Source organism: Sporomusa malonica (assembly GCF_900176355.1).
In the GTDB taxonomy this organism is placed as follows: domain Bacteria; phylum Bacillota; class Negativicutes; order Sporomusales; family Sporomusaceae; genus Sporomusa; species Sporomusa malonica.
The window spans coordinates 316,116-333,124 of sequence record NZ_FWXI01000001.1 but is presented as its reverse complement, the minus strand read 5'-3'; the positions used below and the strand labels follow the sequence as shown (position 1 = coordinate 333,124).

At 41.8% G+C, this 17,009-nt stretch carries 17 protein-coding genes and 1 pseudogene; 5 read left to right on the top strand and 13 right to left on the bottom strand.

Annotated features, from left to right (window positions below; translation table 11 throughout):
• Positions 1 to 134: 134 nt before the first annotated feature.
• On the top strand, positions 135 to 1,025 hold the full coding sequence (locus B9A22_RS01505; protein ID WP_084573824.1) for a LysR family transcriptional regulator: 891 nt from the start codon (positions 135 to 137) through the stop codon (positions 1,023 to 1,025).
• A 75-nt stretch (positions 1,026 to 1,100) separates the two neighbouring features.
• On the opposite strand, the gene panB is transcribed toward B9A22_RS01505, so the two are convergent.
• Positions 1,101 to 1,967, bottom strand: coding sequence for a 3-methyl-2-oxobutanoate hydroxymethyltransferase (gene panB / locus B9A22_RS01500; protein ID WP_084573823.1), 867 nt, complete (start codon positions 1,965 to 1,967; stop codon positions 1,101 to 1,103).
• A 606-nt stretch (positions 1,968 to 2,573) separates the two neighbouring features.
• On the opposite strand from panB, the pseudogene B9A22_RS26525 reads away from it, so the two are divergent.
• Positions 2,574 to 2,846: pseudogene (locus B9A22_RS26525) on the top strand (methyl-accepting chemotaxis protein); the annotation flags it as partial.
• Positions 2,823 to 3,581 (top strand): cache domain-containing protein, encoded by a 759-nt coding sequence (locus B9A22_RS01495; protein ID WP_425441367.1) that lies wholly within the window; start codon positions 2,823 to 2,825, stop codon positions 3,579 to 3,581. The pseudogene B9A22_RS26525 and the gene B9A22_RS01495, both read left to right, overlap by 24 nt.
• A gap of 117 nt (positions 3,582 to 3,698) precedes the next feature.
• On the opposite strand, the gene B9A22_RS01490 is transcribed toward B9A22_RS01495, so the two are convergent.
• The 6 genes from B9A22_RS01490 to B9A22_RS01465 form a co-directional block, all read right to left on the bottom strand.
• Positions 3,699 to 4,274, bottom strand: a complete 576-nt coding sequence (locus B9A22_RS01490) for a flavodoxin family protein (protein WP_084573821.1) — start codon at positions 4,272 to 4,274, stop codon at positions 3,699 to 3,701.
• A gap of 46 nt (positions 4,275 to 4,320) precedes the next feature.
• Positions 4,321 to 4,731 carry a DUF6173 family protein gene (locus B9A22_RS01485; RefSeq protein ID WP_176215340.1) on the bottom strand — a complete coding sequence of 137 codons (411 nt, stop codon included), beginning with the start codon at positions 4,729 to 4,731 and terminating at the stop codon, positions 4,321 to 4,323.
• A gap of 157 nt (positions 4,732 to 4,888) precedes the next feature.
• A complete protein-coding gene (locus B9A22_RS01480; protein ID WP_084573820.1) occupies positions 4,889 to 5,311 on the bottom strand; it encodes an EamA family transporter in 423 nt (140 codons plus the stop codon).
• Positions 5,312 to 5,451: 140 nt separating this feature from the next.
• On the bottom strand, positions 5,452 to 6,240 hold the full coding sequence (locus B9A22_RS01475; RefSeq protein ID WP_176215339.1) for an ABC transporter permease: 789 nt from the start codon (positions 6,238 to 6,240) through the stop codon (positions 5,452 to 5,454).
• The gene (locus B9A22_RS01470; RefSeq protein WP_084573818.1) at positions 6,195 to 6,947 is read right to left on the bottom strand and encodes an ABC transporter ATP-binding protein; all 753 of its coding nucleotides are present in this window, start codon (positions 6,945 to 6,947) and stop codon (positions 6,195 to 6,197) included. Before B9A22_RS01470 ends, B9A22_RS01475 begins: the two co-directional genes overlap by 46 nt.
• A gap of 6 nt (positions 6,948 to 6,953) precedes the next feature.
• On the bottom strand, positions 6,954 to 7,907 hold the full coding sequence (locus B9A22_RS01465) for an ABC transporter substrate-binding protein (RefSeq protein WP_084573817.1): 954 nt from the start codon (positions 7,905 to 7,907) through the stop codon (positions 6,954 to 6,956).
• A gap of 229 nt (positions 7,908 to 8,136) precedes the next feature.
• On the opposite strand from B9A22_RS01465, the gene B9A22_RS01460 reads away from it, so the two are divergent.
• A complete protein-coding gene (locus B9A22_RS01460; RefSeq protein WP_245823745.1) occupies positions 8,137 to 9,180 on the top strand; it encodes an EFR1 family ferrodoxin in 1,044 nt (347 codons plus the stop codon).
• 93 nt (positions 9,181 to 9,273) lie between these two features.
• Here B9A22_RS01460 and B9A22_RS01455 read toward each other — a convergent pair whose 3' ends face one another.
• Positions 9,274 to 10,167, bottom strand: a complete 894-nt coding sequence (locus B9A22_RS01455) for a LysR family transcriptional regulator (RefSeq protein WP_084573815.1) — start codon at positions 10,165 to 10,167, stop codon at positions 9,274 to 9,276.
• Positions 10,168 to 10,307: 140 nt separating this feature from the next.
• On the opposite strand from B9A22_RS01455, the gene B9A22_RS01450 reads away from it, so the two are divergent.
• Positions 10,308 to 10,931 (top strand): lactate utilization protein, encoded by a 624-nt coding sequence (locus tag B9A22_RS01450; protein WP_084573814.1) that lies wholly within the window; start codon positions 10,308 to 10,310, stop codon positions 10,929 to 10,931.
• A gap of 302 nt (positions 10,932 to 11,233) precedes the next feature.
• On the opposite strand, the gene B9A22_RS01445 is transcribed toward B9A22_RS01450, so the two are convergent.
• From B9A22_RS01445 to B9A22_RS01425, 5 genes are all read right to left on the bottom strand, one after another.
• A complete protein-coding gene (locus B9A22_RS01445) occupies positions 11,234 to 13,222 on the bottom strand; it encodes an EAL domain-containing protein (RefSeq protein ID WP_084573813.1) in 1,989 nt (662 codons plus the stop codon).
• 132 nt (positions 13,223 to 13,354) lie between these two features.
• Positions 13,355 to 14,536, bottom strand: coding sequence for a CaiB/BaiF CoA transferase family protein (locus tag B9A22_RS01440; RefSeq protein WP_084573812.1), 1,182 nt, complete (start codon positions 14,534 to 14,536; stop codon positions 13,355 to 13,357).
• A 109-nt stretch (positions 14,537 to 14,645) separates the two neighbouring features.
• A complete protein-coding gene (locus tag B9A22_RS01435; RefSeq protein ID WP_084573811.1) occupies positions 14,646 to 15,098 on the bottom strand; it encodes a HutP family protein in 453 nt (150 codons plus the stop codon).
• A 165-nt stretch (positions 15,099 to 15,263) separates the two neighbouring features.
• Positions 15,264 to 15,737 carry a chemotaxis protein CheW gene (locus B9A22_RS01430; RefSeq protein WP_084573810.1) on the bottom strand — a complete coding sequence of 158 codons (474 nt, stop codon included), beginning with the start codon at positions 15,735 to 15,737 and terminating at the stop codon, positions 15,264 to 15,266.
• 21 nt (positions 15,738 to 15,758) lie between these two features.
• Positions 15,759 to 16,811 carry a PocR ligand-binding domain-containing protein gene (locus B9A22_RS01425; protein WP_139796118.1) on the bottom strand — a complete coding sequence of 351 codons (1,053 nt, stop codon included), beginning with the start codon at positions 16,809 to 16,811 and terminating at the stop codon, positions 15,759 to 15,761.
• Positions 16,812 to 17,009: the final 198 nt, after the last annotated feature.

Here is a 17,009-nt window from a genome sequence, read left to right as displayed (position 1 = left end):
TAGAGCCACTTTTGTACGTAACTTGAGTAAAAGTCCATTGTTTTTTTTGCTAATTTTAGTATACTATATTTCTATAAAATAAATTGTTATGACCTTTATAGTGAAAGAGATTCACCTGTAAAAAGGAGAGTACTATGTCATTAATAAATTATGAAATTTTTGAAGCTGTCGTTAAACACCAAAGTTTTTTACGCGCATCAGAGATATTAAAGCTCTCACCATCGGCAATCAGCCACTCGATCTCTAAGTTGGAAAACACGATTGGCTTTCCCCTATTTATCCGAGGTAAAACCGGAGCCCACTTGACAAACAGCGGTGAAGAACTGCTTCCTTATATTCGCACAATTCTTAGTGATGTTGAAAACCTCAATCAACGAGTAGCTCAATTAAATGGACTGGAAAAAGGCACTGTAAGAATCGGCACCATTAACAGCGTTTGCGTGAGTTGGCTTCCTGATATCATCCGTTCTTTTTCAAAACTCTATCCCAGGATCGAACTTAATATATTTCAAGGCGGTTATGATGATGTTGTCTCCTGGCTGCACTCCAACACCGTAGATATCGGGTTTATTTCCATATCCCACGCCGATTCTCTCCAGGTAACTCCCGTCTACAAAGACCAGTTGCTGTGCATCGTGCCAAAGGGATTTCAATCGCTACATTCCGGCTACATCACCAGCAAAGATATGGAAAATCAAAACATCGTCCGCCAACGTGAAGGTTATGATACTGAAACCAAAGAGTTTATAAACAAACATGGTCTAACAGTAACTACTCAATTCCATATCGTAGACGACCAATCCCTTATTGCGATGGTAGAAAGCGGATTTGGAATTAGTATTATGCCGGAACTGGCAATCAAACATTTGCATATTAGTAATGTGGATGCCTACATCTTTAAGCCGGAAGAATACCGGATACTCGGCCTAGCTTCAATAAACAAGCAACTTTTATCTCCTGCTGCCTCAAGGCTTCAAAATTATATTTTAAAATACCTGGAAGATAATAAAATAATAAACGTGTAACACTAATGAGTACACAAGTAAACAAAATTTTTGTTTCTTAAAAAAACGACGACGTTTAACGTATATGCGTGAATTTTATCCTTTGAATTTGGCTTCCATTTCCTTAAATAATGTTTTGAACTCTGCAGAATCTCCTGAAATACTGTATTTATGTTCAGATGCAGGAAATGATCCTTCTTTTGTTTCTTTAATAAATTGGGCAAAAGCTTTTGTTGCAACACTTGCTATATCCGCATATCTCTTTGCAAACTTAGGCTTGAAAGCTTCAAACATACCTAAAGCATCGCCAACAACCAATACTTGTCCGTCTGTGTCGGAACCTGCACCAATACCATATACCGGGATGGGAAGAGTCTTATGAATGATGGTACATACTTCTTCTGGAACACCTTCCACCAATACAGCACGTGCACCTGCTTCATAAACAGCGATAGCATCCTCAATAACGCCCCGTGCACTGTCAGCGGTACGCCCCTGCGCTCTGAAGCCGCCCATAGCAGCTGAACTTTGAGGTGTTAAACCAATGTGACCGAAAACAACGATACCTGCTTGAGCAATCGCTTTTATTACGTCCGCTACAGCAACGCCGCCTTCCAATTTAATAGCGTCAACATCCGCTTCTTTTGCAAAACGAATAGCATTGTGTACTGCGTCTCCTACGCTCTCATGGTATGAACCAAAAGGCATATCGCCGATTATATACGTATTCGGTGCACCGCGTCGTACAGCTTGACAATGATTAATACACATATCCATCGTTACTGGAATGGTTCCCTGATATCCATATACGACCATTCCCATTGAATCACCAACCAGGATCATGTCCATACCTGCTTTTTCTGCATAGGCTGCGAAACAACAGTCATAAGCCGTCACCCATACCGCTTTTTCGCCAGTCGCTTTCATCTTGCACAAATCTAAAATAGTTTTTTTCTGTGCCATAGTAGCACCTCCTTCTCATAATTTGATATAAAATTGTGTCTTTACTTATTATCATTATAAAAAAAGATTACAATTTAGTAAAGTTCATGTTATTCAATGTTATGGTTAATATTATTCATCTATTCTTCATGAATAAATACATTACCCTAGGCCAGGGGAAGTTATTGAACAGTATAACCGCACACTAAGCCACAATCCGGTTACGGTGACTGATTTCACCCAACCAGATTTTTTCTACCTTTATTAAATTACGCACTCTATATCAGTACCATCAAGCAAACTTACAATTAATCTGCCCCCATCATAAACCGATATCTTTTCTATCAAAGCAAAATGTTGATAAAAGCATTCAACTTGAGTCATTATGTCTTATGATATCATCCTTGGTAAAACACTTTAACATAATCAAATTGTCAATGCGTTTTTAATCATAAGCTTGCCGAAACGGCAAACTTATGATTAAAATTACAATTGTCACTCCCTTTAAGACAATATTATTTATAGTGCTTGACCAGTATACTAAATTCCTATTATAATGAATCTGTGTATGGCAAAGAGGCCTTCTGTTATTCAGAATGCCTTTTTTGCGTTTTATGAGGAGGAAAAATGTCTAGCGAAAACAATAAGATCATTGATGCATCAGTCCTACTAAGTGACCTTAAATATGCGAACAATGAAATGAGCAAAGTTATAAACACTATCCAGCAAATTGCACAACAAACCAACCTTCTCTCTTTAAACTCAGCCATTGAAGCGGCAAGGGCCGGAGAAGCTGGTCGGGGATTCAGCGTTGTAGCAGAAGAAATTAAAAAGTTAGCTACCCGCAGCTTCACTACAACAAAAGAAAGCACCAAAATCATCGAAAATATTCAATCAAAGGCCAATGAAGTTATGGCCGCACGAACAGCTGACGTAGCTTATGATACAATAGACAAAATTGACCGCAACCTTTTTGAGCGCAATTGTGATGCCCAGGCCTGGGCAGGTTTTACTCAAGTAAAAAATGCCTTATGCTCTACCGCCGCTGATCGTATTGAGCAGGCTAACAACCTGCTAAAAACACTTGTTGATATTTATGAAGTCTACTTTGATCTATATGTATTTGATACTGAAGGTGTAATCGTAGCAGCCGGTGTACACCGCGAGCTTATTGGCAAAAACATGTCTGATCGTGGCTGGTTTCAGGAAGTTAAGGCAGCAAATGCCATATCTGTCACAGATCTGTATTTTTCTTCTGTTGAAAATCGCCATACTGTTGCGTATTCTTGTCCGATCCGCAGTGATGCCGGGCAGATTGTAGGCTATTTTTCTTCCCGCTTTAATTGGGAATATATTTACGACATTCTGGATTCAGCGCGCATCGGCAATAAGGGAGACATAGCGATCATTAATAAGGACGGCTATGTTATTGCCTGCCCCAGCCGAAAAGGTATTTTAGTGGATAACTTAAGTTCCCTTAAGGCATCGCAGTGCGCTATGAGTGGTGAAACTTACGGATACACCATAGAAAAAGATGCTCGCGGCAATACTAAAATTTATGGCTATGCCCGCACACGTGGTTACAATGCATATAAAGGAAAGAACTGGTCTGCCATTGTTAGTGAGACGATCTAGCGCAATTATTCTTATAACGGCATTTTTAACACTCAGCTTATTTGGCAGATAAAGAAATGACGACCTTTCACACAGCACCTGTGCGAAAGGTCGTCATTTTTTACAGCTATTCAGCAATCACTCTCTCATTAACTTCTGGCCAAATTCAAAGGCCTGCGCCAAGTCGTCAGGACGCGCTGCTAACGGTCTTGCGTCAAGGTCAGGCAAAGTAAGGTCACCAATCATCTTCACACCGATCATCTTGAAAAGCAGCTTCGCTACATGCAGCGAACCGATAAACTGCCCGTCATAAAGTGGCTGTCCACCAGTTGCTATAAAAAGGCCTGGTCGTTTCCTGCCGGCAAACACATCTGTTTTCATGACATACTTTGCCGACCAGAAAGGTTGGCAGCGGTCTATCGCCAGTTTTGCCTGGCCGCTTATGCCGTTAAAATAAATAGGTGCAGCCAAAATAAATGCATCCATATCTAGTATTCTTTCATAAATAAGCTCCATGTCATCATGCAAATGGCAGCGTCCGGTTTTAAAGCACCTGTTACAGGACTGGCAGGGTACGATCTTGAGTTGGTGCAGTAAAATTTTATGAACTTCTACGTTCCCACACGAAGCCGCCCCTCGAAGTATTTCATCTACAACCTGACTGTTTGTACCATTAGCTCTGGGGCTTCCTATCAGCGCCAATATTTTAGTCATTGTGCAAACCTCCTGCTAACATAACTTTTTAGCCACAATCGGATAACTAGCCTTTTGCCATGGGCTGCACCTTGATAGGCTCATCAAGCTCCGAATCCGGTGTCTCTTGTAATGGCAGATTTGAACAAAAGCCAATTGGACAGCGAGGCTCCTGAGGCGACTCGCGCTTAATTTTAATCAGCATAAAACTAATTTGATTAACATGCTGAACAAGTTCAACATCAGATCCATCAGACAAAGTCCCCTGAAACCAAATTAGGCTTGGGTCCATATAACCGATACGAGCTACACTGAATTCAGTTGACTTGCCAAAACTCACGAGGCGCATACCGACCTCATGCTCTTGATCAAGCTTTGCTTCAAAATCTTGGACACGCTCAACAAGTTGATTGAAGATATTTTTTGCAGTATAAGCCTGATTGAACTCAGTTAACTGCTGTCCAAACGATTTTAGCATTGGAATATCTGGCAGAGACCAATTTTTGGGGTTCAAAGTCATTAATGTCACTCCTAAACATGGTTTCCTACTTGCCAGAAGATTCGCCGTTATCTGAGAATAATCCTGTTAATGTCGAGCCCTGAATTTCTTGATATTGGCAAAACTTCCGGCCTATCTAGTATTTTAGCAGAGCTATTCCTGCAACAATGAGAAGGGCTGCAACAACTTTGTACAATGTCAGCTTTTCTCCCAAAAATAGGATCGCGAATAACAGGGCAACTAGGGGGAATGCTGCTACGATCGGTGATACACGACCTACTTCCCCAAACTTTAATGCGTAATAATATGCCAGTTGTCCTAATAGCGCTGCACAGATGCCTTCAAGCGCAATGTATACAGCGTTTTTTGTGGTTACTGATGTGACACTTCCCCATTGCCCTGCTGCAGTCACTGCTATTAATAGAATTGCACTAATCACTAGGCTGCGAATAGTCAGTGCAGCTAGCGGTTGTATACCATTTAACCCTAATTTCCCAAAGATCGGAGCAATAGCCCAAAACAGCATTGCTACGCCGGCAAACAAATAGGCATTGAACATTTTGTCTCGACTCCCCATTTCGCTTTATTGAACTTGCAGAAAGACTGAGTAGTCGAAGATTACTCAGTCTTTCTGTTTTTCAGATGATCAATTTTTCACCAAAGGCAATTCAAATATGAGAGTTTGACCCGATTTTCATGTCATTTATACTGCCAGCTACATTTTTTTCGTTCGAGATAATCAATGGCGCCAAATAAGATCAGCCCTATATTACTTAAAACCACAATACCAGAATACATCTCCAGATAGTTCACCCGCATCCATGCGTCCATGATAAAAAACCCCATGCCGTATTTTGTCCCAAAGGTTTCGGTAAAGAACAGTACAGATACAGCCGTGGCCATAGCCACCCGCAGCGATGTTAAGAACTTCGGCATCGAGCCCGGAATAAGGATTTCCCTAAATACGTCCAAGAAACCGGCCCCCAGCGAGTATAAGGGGTAATAGGTTTCCTTGGGAATCCCCTTAACCCCATCCCGTACGGCAATGATGACTTGAAAAACAACAATCAGGAATATCATCAGTATCTTTGACAGCTCTCCCAAACCAAAAAGCAGCATCATCACAGGTAAAAGAGCAATTTTAGGAATTGGGTAAGTCAGATAAACGATTGGGGATAACAGCCTGTCCCAACCTGGAAAGTAACCCATGCAGAGGCCGAGCGGAATACCAACAACCACTGCCAGAAAAACCCCAGCAATAATGCGCCACAAACTGTAAAAACCATGAATAGCGATTTGAGACATAAAGATGGCTATTAAGTTTTCCATTACCTTCCCAGGAGGCGGAATAATCGGCAGCTGGACCCAGCTGGAAATAACCTGCCACAGGGCTAGAAAAATTAATATACCATAAATATACCAAACTCCCGGGCCTTTTTCTTTCACATTGACCAATCCTCTTTTATCATCTTGCGCAGCTCTACACATAGCTGAAAAAAATCCTTATGATTTCGAACATCATCTACTCCGAATAGAGGATTGTCCACTATTTTACTGACCTTCCCAGGAGCAGCAGATAGAATTACAATTTTCCGGCCTAAATAAACGGCCTCCTCCATATGATGGGTGACGAGGATGGTTGAAACCGAATGTTTTCTCCAAACACTTAAAAATACATTCTGTATCTCCTCCCTGGTCATTGCGTCCAAGGCGGAAAATGGTTCATCCATCAATAGCAAATCAGGCTTTAAAAGAAAGGCTCGAGCCAAAGCAACCCGTTGCTGCTGACCACCGCTTAACTCCCCTGGAAACCGGTATTCCAAACCACCTAGACCCAGCAGTTGAACCATCGAAGCTAAGTGTTCTTCTTGCTCATGATGCTTCTTATGCTTTATCTTTACGCCTAGGCGAATGTTTTCATATACATTCTTCCATGGCAGCAGACCGTAATTTTGAGGAATAAAGCCAATGATTTGCTGTTTGGGCATAACAGGCTGCCCATTAATTTCAACAGTTCCGTCAAAGTCTGTAATAATTCCGGCCAGTATTTTTAACAGTGTTGATTTACCGCAGCCTGAAGGGCCAATGATCGCACAGGTTTCTCCTGCGGAAAGCTCCAGGCTAATATCTCTGAGAGCATCGTAGCAGGCCCCTCCAGATTCGTAAGTCATGGTCAAATCTTTAATTCGAATCATAACTAGCTATCTTACAAACCGGGTATCGACCAAGTCTGTATACAAATACTTCTTCTGAATCAGCTGTCTTGCCTGGAGCCAGGCTACAACATCATCAACATCTTTTTGCTGAGGTGCTGCCGCTTTTTTATATTGTGGCAGCACTAGCACCCCTTTAACGTCTTTAGGAAAACCGCCTTTTTCGATTAGCAGGTCAATATAATTGTCCATTGGCTCGCGCGATAAATAATCAACCGCTTTGCTATAAGCTCGATACATGGCCTGAATTTCTTTCTCTTTTTCTTTCACAGCCTTGGTAGTAAATAGCAAAACTCCCGGGTTTAGCCCCAATTGTTCTGAAGTCTTTATCACCTTTGCGCCATTTTTAACAGCAATTGTTGCCAAAGGGTCTGGCAAAGTTGCTGCGGCAATCTTGCCGTTTTGCAGCATTTCCAAGCGGGCCGGAATCTGAGGGATAACAACTTTATTGATATCGGCAGAGGTTAAGCCACCCTCGGTCACAACTTTATCTGTTACATAGTCAATAATCGTATTCTTAGAAATCGCCACATCTTTGCCCTTCAAGTCCTGGATTGATGCGGCTTTCTCATCTTTGTTCACAACCAGCTTATAGCTTCCAGTTGTCAAAGAGGTAATAACCGTATCAAATCCGCCAGCCTTGGCAAAGGCCTCGGCCAACATATCAGAGACAGCTCCGTCCAAGTTGCCGCTTTGAAGCGCACTGTCGCGCTCCATAGCACTTTTAAAATGTTTCAGGGTTACTGTTAAACCTTCTTCTTTAAAATATCCCTTCTCTTGTGCGATGATAAAAGGAATAGAATCTACATCAGGCATAAGCCCAAGATTAATATTCTGTAGTTGAACCTGTTTTTGCCCTGAGCTTTCCTGCTTGTTGCTGGCGCAACCTGCTAAACCAAGCAGCAGCATCGAGATAATGAGTATACTGATTGATCTTTTCATTGTTTCTCCTCTTTTCATTTTAGAGTGGTTGTTCCTCATCCTTCTTTAAGGAAGCTTAGTTTTTACTAACTGCCTCATAGAATATTTCAATAAATATAATTCGACAATTACAGTTCTCTTACCTCTAACGAAATTCCTTGGGATTTTTGTCTTAAAGAGTATATGATTTGTTATTATCTGGTAAAACATTATAACAACGATTGCTGAATTATTATATAATAATAGCGAGGTGAGTAGCTTGTACACTAAAATAATTGCATTCTTTATGACAGGAACAGGCAACTCTTATAAAGTTGCAAACTGGTTTTTAGCGTCTGTTGATAAAGTTAAAACCGAGCTTTATCAAGTAAGAGAAAAACCAGCAGACTTTCGTATCGGAGAAAATAATTTATTAGTTTTCAGTTACCCTACCCATGGATTTACGGCTCCTTGGTTAATGATGAAGCATATATTTCGGCTGCCAAAAGGCAACGGTACTCATGTAGTACTGCTGCCGACGCGGGCGGGTACAAGAATACTTGGCTTGTCATTACCGGGAATGGAGGGAACGGCAGGATATCTTATTGCTCTACTCCTCTTGTTGAGAGGATACAAAGTAAAAGGAGTAGCGGCTGTTGATATGCCCTCTAATTGGACAGCCGTTCACTGGGGTTTAACTGATGAGAATGTCCGGGTTATATCAGCTAAAGGGGAAGCAAAAGTAACAAGGATTGCCAATACAGTATTATCAGGGCATTCATTTTACAGTGGTTTTATTCCTCTTATCCTTGGAATTTTGCTAGCACGTATCTCTTTTATGTATTTAATTATTGCGCAATTAGTTTTATCTAAGCTCTTCTTTGCCTCAAACACATGTAACGGCTGTAGGTTGTGCCAAAAAATCTGTCCAAAACAATCGATAAAAATGCTAGGCAATAAACCACATTGGACATATTCATGCGACAGTTGTATGGCCTGTATGAATTATTGTCCGCAAAAAGCAATTCAGGTTAGTCCGCTAACAGTCTTTCTCTTTTCTTATGTGCTCTCATTCCCAGTAACTACTTGGATAACTGGTAAGATTGGTTATGTATTAATGACAAATCCACCCGGAATAATCCAGTTCGCGGTACAATATCTCTATACACTTATCAGTGTAGCGCTTGTGTGCTGGATACTGCACCATGTTCTGCGAATAAAGCCTGTTGCGGCGTTGCTGGCCGGCCTATCGCATACAAAGTATTTTAGACGCTACAAAGCACCAGGGGTTTCCCTTAATGATATTCACAAATAGTAGACTAACGGCAAATTGCCACCAGCTCTAGAATATTCATCTTGAAAAACCATCTCTGAAAGCCGCTAACCTCCTTCGAGAGTTTAGCGGCTTTCAGTTCTTGTCGGCAAACTTACGTCGAGTTGACTGTAGAAAATTTTCTAATGTTGGAGATAGCCATTTGTCTTTATGGTAAATAATTTGGGTATACATCCCACCATTGGGGTTCGGCCAAGGCAGCTCAATCAAAAGATTATTCGCTAATTCTTTTTCTACATAAATCCTTGGCAAAATAGCAAGACCCAGTCCACTTATTACAAACTGCTTAATTGCCTCAATATTTTTCACTTTCATAAATGACCTGGGCAGTATATTGTTACTGTTTAATAAATCATCAATGAATGCTCTATAAGCACACCCTGCTTGAGGTACAATGAAATCTTCTATCGCAAAATCTGATACCTCAATCTCAGTCTGTTGTGCCAAAGAATGCTCAGGAGAAGCGATAAATACCATAGTCTCTGGGCATAGTATTTCTGCAGTGAGATCAGGGTATGGGACTTTACCCGAAAAAATAAACGCTATATCGATGACATTATTTTTTAAGTCATCATGAAACTTAGCAATATCACCAAAATTTAATTCAATATGAATACTTGGATGCTCTTGGCGAAACTCCTTGAGTAATCCAGGAAGTCGAACCACCGAAAAAGTTTCACTTGCCCCAATGATAATTTTGCTATATGGCGTTTTTTCGGCAGATACTGCGTCGGCAGCTTCTTCGGTAAGTTTGAGGATTCGTTCTGCATATCCTAGAAAACATTCTCCCTCTCGGGTTAAGCGGACGCGATGACCAAGACGATCAAATAATTTGACATTTAGCTCTTTTTCTAAGGATTGAATATGGGTTGTTAGGGTAGGCTGTGTATAACCCAAAAACTCTGCCGCCTGTGCAAAGCTGCCCTTTTTCGTTATAGCAATCAGTGATTGTAGTTGCCTAAATTCCATGACAATCCTCTCGATAAAAATTTTATATAGTATATATTTTTACAATTAATTTTACAAATATTATCATACCATGATACATTAAACATATCAACAACTACAGAACACCAATAAATATCGCTATATTTAGGGAGGAATACAAGATGCATAATGAGACACTTGCCTTAAAAACAGTTGAGGCTTTACAAAAAAACAGATTCGCTTCTGCGTATTTTCAGACTGCTCAAGAGGCTTTGGAACAACTCTTTTCCGCAATTCCAGCAAATGCAACGGTTGGGATTGGTGGTTCTTGGACATTGATTCAGCTTGAGTTAGTTGAAAAGTTAGAGGCACGTGGGAATACGGTTTTTTGCCATCATAAACCCGGCTTAAGCCCAGAGGAAGTATTGGACATACGCCGTAAGCAGCTTACCTGCGACGTGTTTTTGACAAGCACCAATGCGATCACAGAAGATGGCCGCCTAGTCAATACCGATGCGACCGGAAACAGGGTTGCGGCAATGATATTTGGCCCCAAAAAGGTTATTATTCTTGCAGGCGTTAACAAAATTGTAGATACCCTGAATGAGGCACAAGAGCGTATCCGGACGACAGCAGCACCACTTAACAACAAACGCCTAAATCGCCCTAATCCCTGTGTAAAAACCGGTTACTGTGTGGATTGCCAAGGCCCAACGCGGCTTTGCAATGTTACTACCATCATTCACAAGCGTCCGCCGGCATCAGATATTCATGTCTGGGTGGTTGGCGAAGAATTAGGATATTAAAGATACAATAATAGAGGGGAAGGCTCCTAAAGCCTTCCCCTCTTAACCAGAGCGCCCATCCCTATAGCATTCATGACACACGATACTTACCAGATTTACACCACTTACTTCCCGAAACTGGATAATTATTCGTACACCTGCAATTCACGTACCTTGGATGGAACAAACGCGGTTTAAATACTTTTTGGGTAAACAAAAAACACTACCCTGCCAGATTAACGAACCTATTTGCAACAAACGGAAAACGGAAAGTTTCCTACCTACTGCACTGGGTTGAATCTACGGCGCTATAAGGATGGTGCTTACTTAGATAATAACATAAGTTCACTATTTTGGCAAGCGTTATTATTCAGAAATTTTCGATTGATAAGCCAAACATTAACCTCATTCTCCGGTATAGGCCTGCTAATGTAATAGCCCTGAGCAAAATCACAGCTATGGTGATACAGATAACTCAGTTGCTCCCCTGTTTCAACACCTTCGGCAACAACAATCAGCCCAAGCTTATGAGCCATGGTAATAATACCTTCAACAATGGCCCTAGTCGCGGTATTATTCACTTGCGGCAGATTATCTACGAAAGTTTTATCCAACTTTAGTGTACAGATAGGCAATTGCCGCAAATACGTCAGCGAGGAATACCCAGTGCCAAAATCATCTAACGCCAGACTTACACCCATGGTGGCAAGCTCGTCAAGCTGTTTGAGGCTTGTTCCCGAGGACTCCATTAAAATGGATTCGGTTATCTCCAGCTCCAAGAGCCAGGGTTCAAGCTGAAACTCCTGCAGAGTTTCTTTAACATTCTCAATTACGTTGCCCACAACCAACTGGTTAACCGAAATGTTTACTGCAATCTTCAAATCCGCATAGCCGGCCTCATGCAATTTCTTAATAAACCCGCACGCCTGCCTTATGACCCATTCACCAATAGGAATAATCATTCCGGTACTTTCAGCTACCGGAATAAACTTTAGCGGTGGCACAGAACCAAGGTCCTTACTATTCCAGCGGAGCAATGCCTCAAATCCTGTGACCTGGTTATCTGCCAAATTAATAATTGGCTGATAGTGCAGCGCCAGTTCATTATTGACAAGCGCCTGCCTAAGACCGCTCTCTATCGCGAGTCTCTCCATGACCACGGCCTCCATAAAGCTGTCGAACAGACAAAAACTGTTCTTTCCTGATTCTTTAGCCCGGTACATAGCCATATCTGCCTTACGCAGCAATCCGGCAACATCCCTGCCATGTTCAGGATATAACACAACCCCAATGCTTGTCGTAGTAAAAAACAAGGTATTTTTAATTTCAAAAGGTTCGTGCATCACAGCTACAATCTTTTTAGCAAATGCAACCGCCTCTTCCTGAGAAACGCCTGGCAGCGATATCGCAAATTCATCACCGCCTAAGCGAGCAAAAATCCCGTTCGGCGGCATAACCTGTTCAACCCGCTTTACCAGGGCAATCAGGACTAAATTACCCCAGTCATGGCCATACGAATCATTAATAAGTTTAAAGTTATCAAGATCAATATAGAATAATCCGCCCCTAACCAATTCTTTCTTGGCCAATGCAACAGACACGTTTTCACTGAAGTGGCTAGCGTTCGGGAGACCTGTCAAGCTATCATAATACGCATACCTGTACAACCGCTCTTCTGACCGGGTAATAATTCTGGAGGTTACAATCCAGATAATTAATATGAGTATAATAACAACTGATGCACCGGCCAAATATTTTCCCTTGACTGCTCTTACCAATTCTGCCGAATCCTTAGTGGCTTTGTTAGACTCTGCGGCATTGTATTCAATAAGGGACATGATCTTCTCATCAATTTGCTGCCAATACCCCATCAACTGGCTCAACTGCGTCGAATCGTTCCAGCGTGCTGCCGACCAGGGATCTGATGCTATTGCTTTTGCTTCAGGTAAAAATTTATCCCAGGCTTTTTTAACCTCATCAAACAGTCTCTGTTCTTCCAAACTACTGATATATCGTAAACTATAAATCATATGCCGGGAATTGACTTCAGTCATAATATCCAGTGATTTTCGGCGTGCTTCTTCAATTTTCAGGCTATCCTGCTCAGTTGTCAGGTCATATAACAGGCGTTGAATCGCAGAGGCCGTAATACTCATCCGGCCCAATGCCTCCACACTCGGCATATGATTTACTTGGATTTGATCAACATTCTGCTCAAGTTCTACGAAATCACCATAACTAAGTAAGCCCGAGATTAGAACCACAACAACAATTAAAACATAACCTGCGGCCAGTTTATATTTTGTACTCAATACCGATCACCTCGTGGCTAGTTTACCTAATTATGTCATGCTTGTGGAAATATGACAATATGTGTTTTTTAATAATCAAAAAGCTCCCGAGTAATCCGGGAGCTTTTGAATTCCTTGTCATCTGGCAGCTAATCAGCTTTTGTTGTTAAAAAATTCATCAACTTGAGCTTGATCCCAACCGAGTATTTCCTGTAATATTTCACTGGTATGCTGCCCTAAGAGCGGCGCATGGGTTTCGACAGATCCGGGAGTAGCTGACATTTTAACAGGTACGCCAGGCATTTTAAGACTGCCTGCTACCGGATGTTCTACTTCTACAATCATCTCTCTGGCCTTAATATGAGGGTCATTGACGATCTTATCAATGGTGTTTATCGGGGCGCAAGGCAACCCTGCCTCCTCTAGAATCTCAAGCCACTCATTAATTGTCTTAACCTTAAAGATTTCATTGAGGATGTTACCCAATTCTTTGGCATTAGCGGTACGATTAGAATTAGTATCAAAGCGGGCATCTTTTATTAGATCTGAACGGCCTAGAATATTACACAGACGCTCCCACAGGCGATCATTACCAGCGCCGACAATAATAAAACCGTCCTCGGCGGTATAGGATGCGAAAGGCGTAATAGAAGGATGACGGTTGCCTAACGGTCCGGGTACCACGCCAGATGTAACATAACGGGCTATGGCATTTTCCAATATAGCCAACTGACAATCCAGCATACCAACATCGACTTTTTGCCCTTCGCCTGTCCGTTCCCGGTGATACATGGCAAGCATAACGCCATATGCGGTAAACATACCGGCAATAACATCACCTACTGAGGCGCCAATACGAGTGGGCTCCCCGTTTTCTGCACCGGTAATGCTCATAATTCCCCCCATGGCTTGTACGATGATATCATAGGCAGGCTTATCACGGTAAGGCCCGGTATGGCCAAAACCAGAACATGCAGCATAGATCAGCTTGGGATTAATCTTTTTTAGTTCTTCATAACCAAGCCCAAATTTTTCCATAGTGCCAGGCCGATAATTCTCCACAACTACATCAGCATGTTTTACTAATTCTTTAAATAGATCACACTCTTCCTTACGTTTAAAATTCAAGGTAATAGAGCGTTTATTTCTGTTCAGACTCATAAAGTAAGCGCTCTCCTTACCAATAAAAGGCCCAAATGCCCTGGAATCATCTCCTACCTGCGGTGGTTCAATTTTTATAATATCTGCTCCGAAATCAGCTAACATCATGGTGCAGTATGGACCAGCCAACACCCGGCTTAAATCCAATACCCGAACTCCTTCAAGTGCTTTCACAATAGATCTCTCCCTTATCAATAAATTACCGTGGTATAGAGGGTTAAAAACATAAAGGGACAGATGGAATATACATTCCACTCTGTCCCTCATTCACTCTTATATAGTTTTATACGCCTAAGTGCATAATTCCCAGCCCAGCTCGTTCATGGTTAGTCAACGGATGAATAGCCGATTCCCCGAACAAAGCAACCGCAACCCACTGGTCATCTCGAACAATGGCTATTTTGACAGCGATACTGGCACTGCTGGCTACGTTGACCATGACTCCGCGCTTAGCTTCATCTGTCGCATGAAGCAACGCGTGGTAGTTTGTTGGCGTTTTAGAGATTATTCCAGTATTAAGCGCAGCACCAAGTACCGCCTTAGTAACCTTTCCCTGAAATTCGGATAATGCCGAATTTCCGCCCACTTCAGTCACAACAACTTTATAGCCCTGAGCAGCAAGCATCTTTTTAACAAAGTCTTCATCTGCCATGGTTCTAGTTAACGCCAACAGCATTGCAGCCGTCCCAACACTTTTGATACTCTCCGCCATAAACGGCCGATCAAGTTGATTCATGCTCATTCCCTCTATCTCACTCTATGCCAATTCTACATTATTCTCGCAATTTCGTCAATACACAACAAAAAATCTCATGTTCGTTCTAGCCTTTCAGTCTCTCGATTACTATATAAGACGCACTAACCCCGCACCTTGGAGGTGCGGGGCATGCAAGGATATGGTTCATGAACTAACAATAAGACTACCTAGTAATGCTGAATCGACTTCTCCACTAACCAGAATTTTATCCAGATCCAACATAACAACTAATCTATCCTCGATTTTTCCGATGCCTGTTATACATTGATTTAAAGACTGCTGGATAAATGAAGGAGCCGGCTCAATCTCTTCTGAATTAAATGTGATAATATCTGTCACTTCGTCAACTAAGAATCCCACTATTGAATCATTGGCATATGCCATCATTATTTTTCTTTCCTCTGCGAAAGACTGCCTATCCAGCTTGAACTTCTTGCGCAGATTGAGTACATAACTGACTTTTCCGCGCCAGTTAATCATTCCCTCAATGGCATCAGAAGAACTTGGGACTGTTTGAATACTGACTTTATTCGCTCTCATAATACCATTCACAAGTTTTGCATCAATGCCAAACTCTCTACCGTCAATATCAAATACAACCATTTGAATACGTGCCATTATGCCCCCTCCCTTCACCTATCACTTTTCATTTGCCATTGTGTGTAACTGCTCGGCCATTGTTGTTACTTCCTGGATACTTGCAGTCACTTCCTCGATGGCGGCAGCTTGTTGTTCTACGGTTACTGAGGTAGCCTGCCCCATAGTCACAGTCTTATTGACTGATTCCTGAATAATAGTGGTAAACTCTTTTATTTTGCCGACCGTTTGCTTGGAATCACCAGAGAGTTTCCGGATTTCCTGTGCTACCACACCGAAGCCCAGGCCGGCATCCCCAGCCCTAGCGGCCTCAATGGCGGCGTTAAGACCTAATAGCCGGGTTTCATCAGCGATCTCTTTAATAAAGTCCATAACTTCGTTAATTTTACCTGAAACAATATTTACATTCTGGATTTCCGCATTCAAGGTATTTTGGTTATTGCTCACATCACTGGCCGAGGCCGCTAATTCTTCCATTGTTGCCGATATTTGAATCACACTATCATTGATTAATCCTGCCATGTGCTTGAGTTTATGCTGCTGATACCAAGTCTTAGAGAGTGTGTTAGCAACCAGATATAACATAGTAGCTGCCGATTCAAGACTCTTTCGCGATATTTGTTTCACTTCGCGTAACGCGGCTATGTATTCGTCAGGGTCAACGCCGATTTCCTGCGCAACCTTGCGATAATAGAACTCATCTGGAACCGAGGTCAAAACTTGTCCGCCCAGGATAGAACCAATTTGCCGTCCCTCCAACATAATGGGTGCACCAAAGTCAACTAGTCCGGCATGACAGTCATAGATAGCAGGTTTATTGGTTCTTGCTGATTCCTCTCCGCCTTTGCGGTCGCACTCCATACAACGGGCAAGGCCAGTTTTTGATCCTCTGGTGTATTCCATGCAAAACCTGGTAAAATTACTGGGCTTAGTAACAGGGTTGCCCTCCATATCAACGGTGATACTTGCCACTCCTAAAGATTCTGCAAAAGTATCCTGGAACTTTTGCAGAAAGTCCATATCGATAATGTCCTGCAATTTAACGGTGTTGGAATTGTCCAAACCTTGACTCTGATCTACTACTTTTGTACTCATCAATTCGACCTCCAACATATATTTTGAATTTTCTCAATATATGTTGATTTCGTTTTTTAAGCTAAGATTCCCTTGATAAATTTGATGAAATTATATAAACTTCTTGCTCTTTCCCGAATCTTCGACTTTTTTTCCATATAAAAAGAGTAGTAAACTCCAGTTTACTACTCTTTTACTCCATTTGACATAGACAAATTC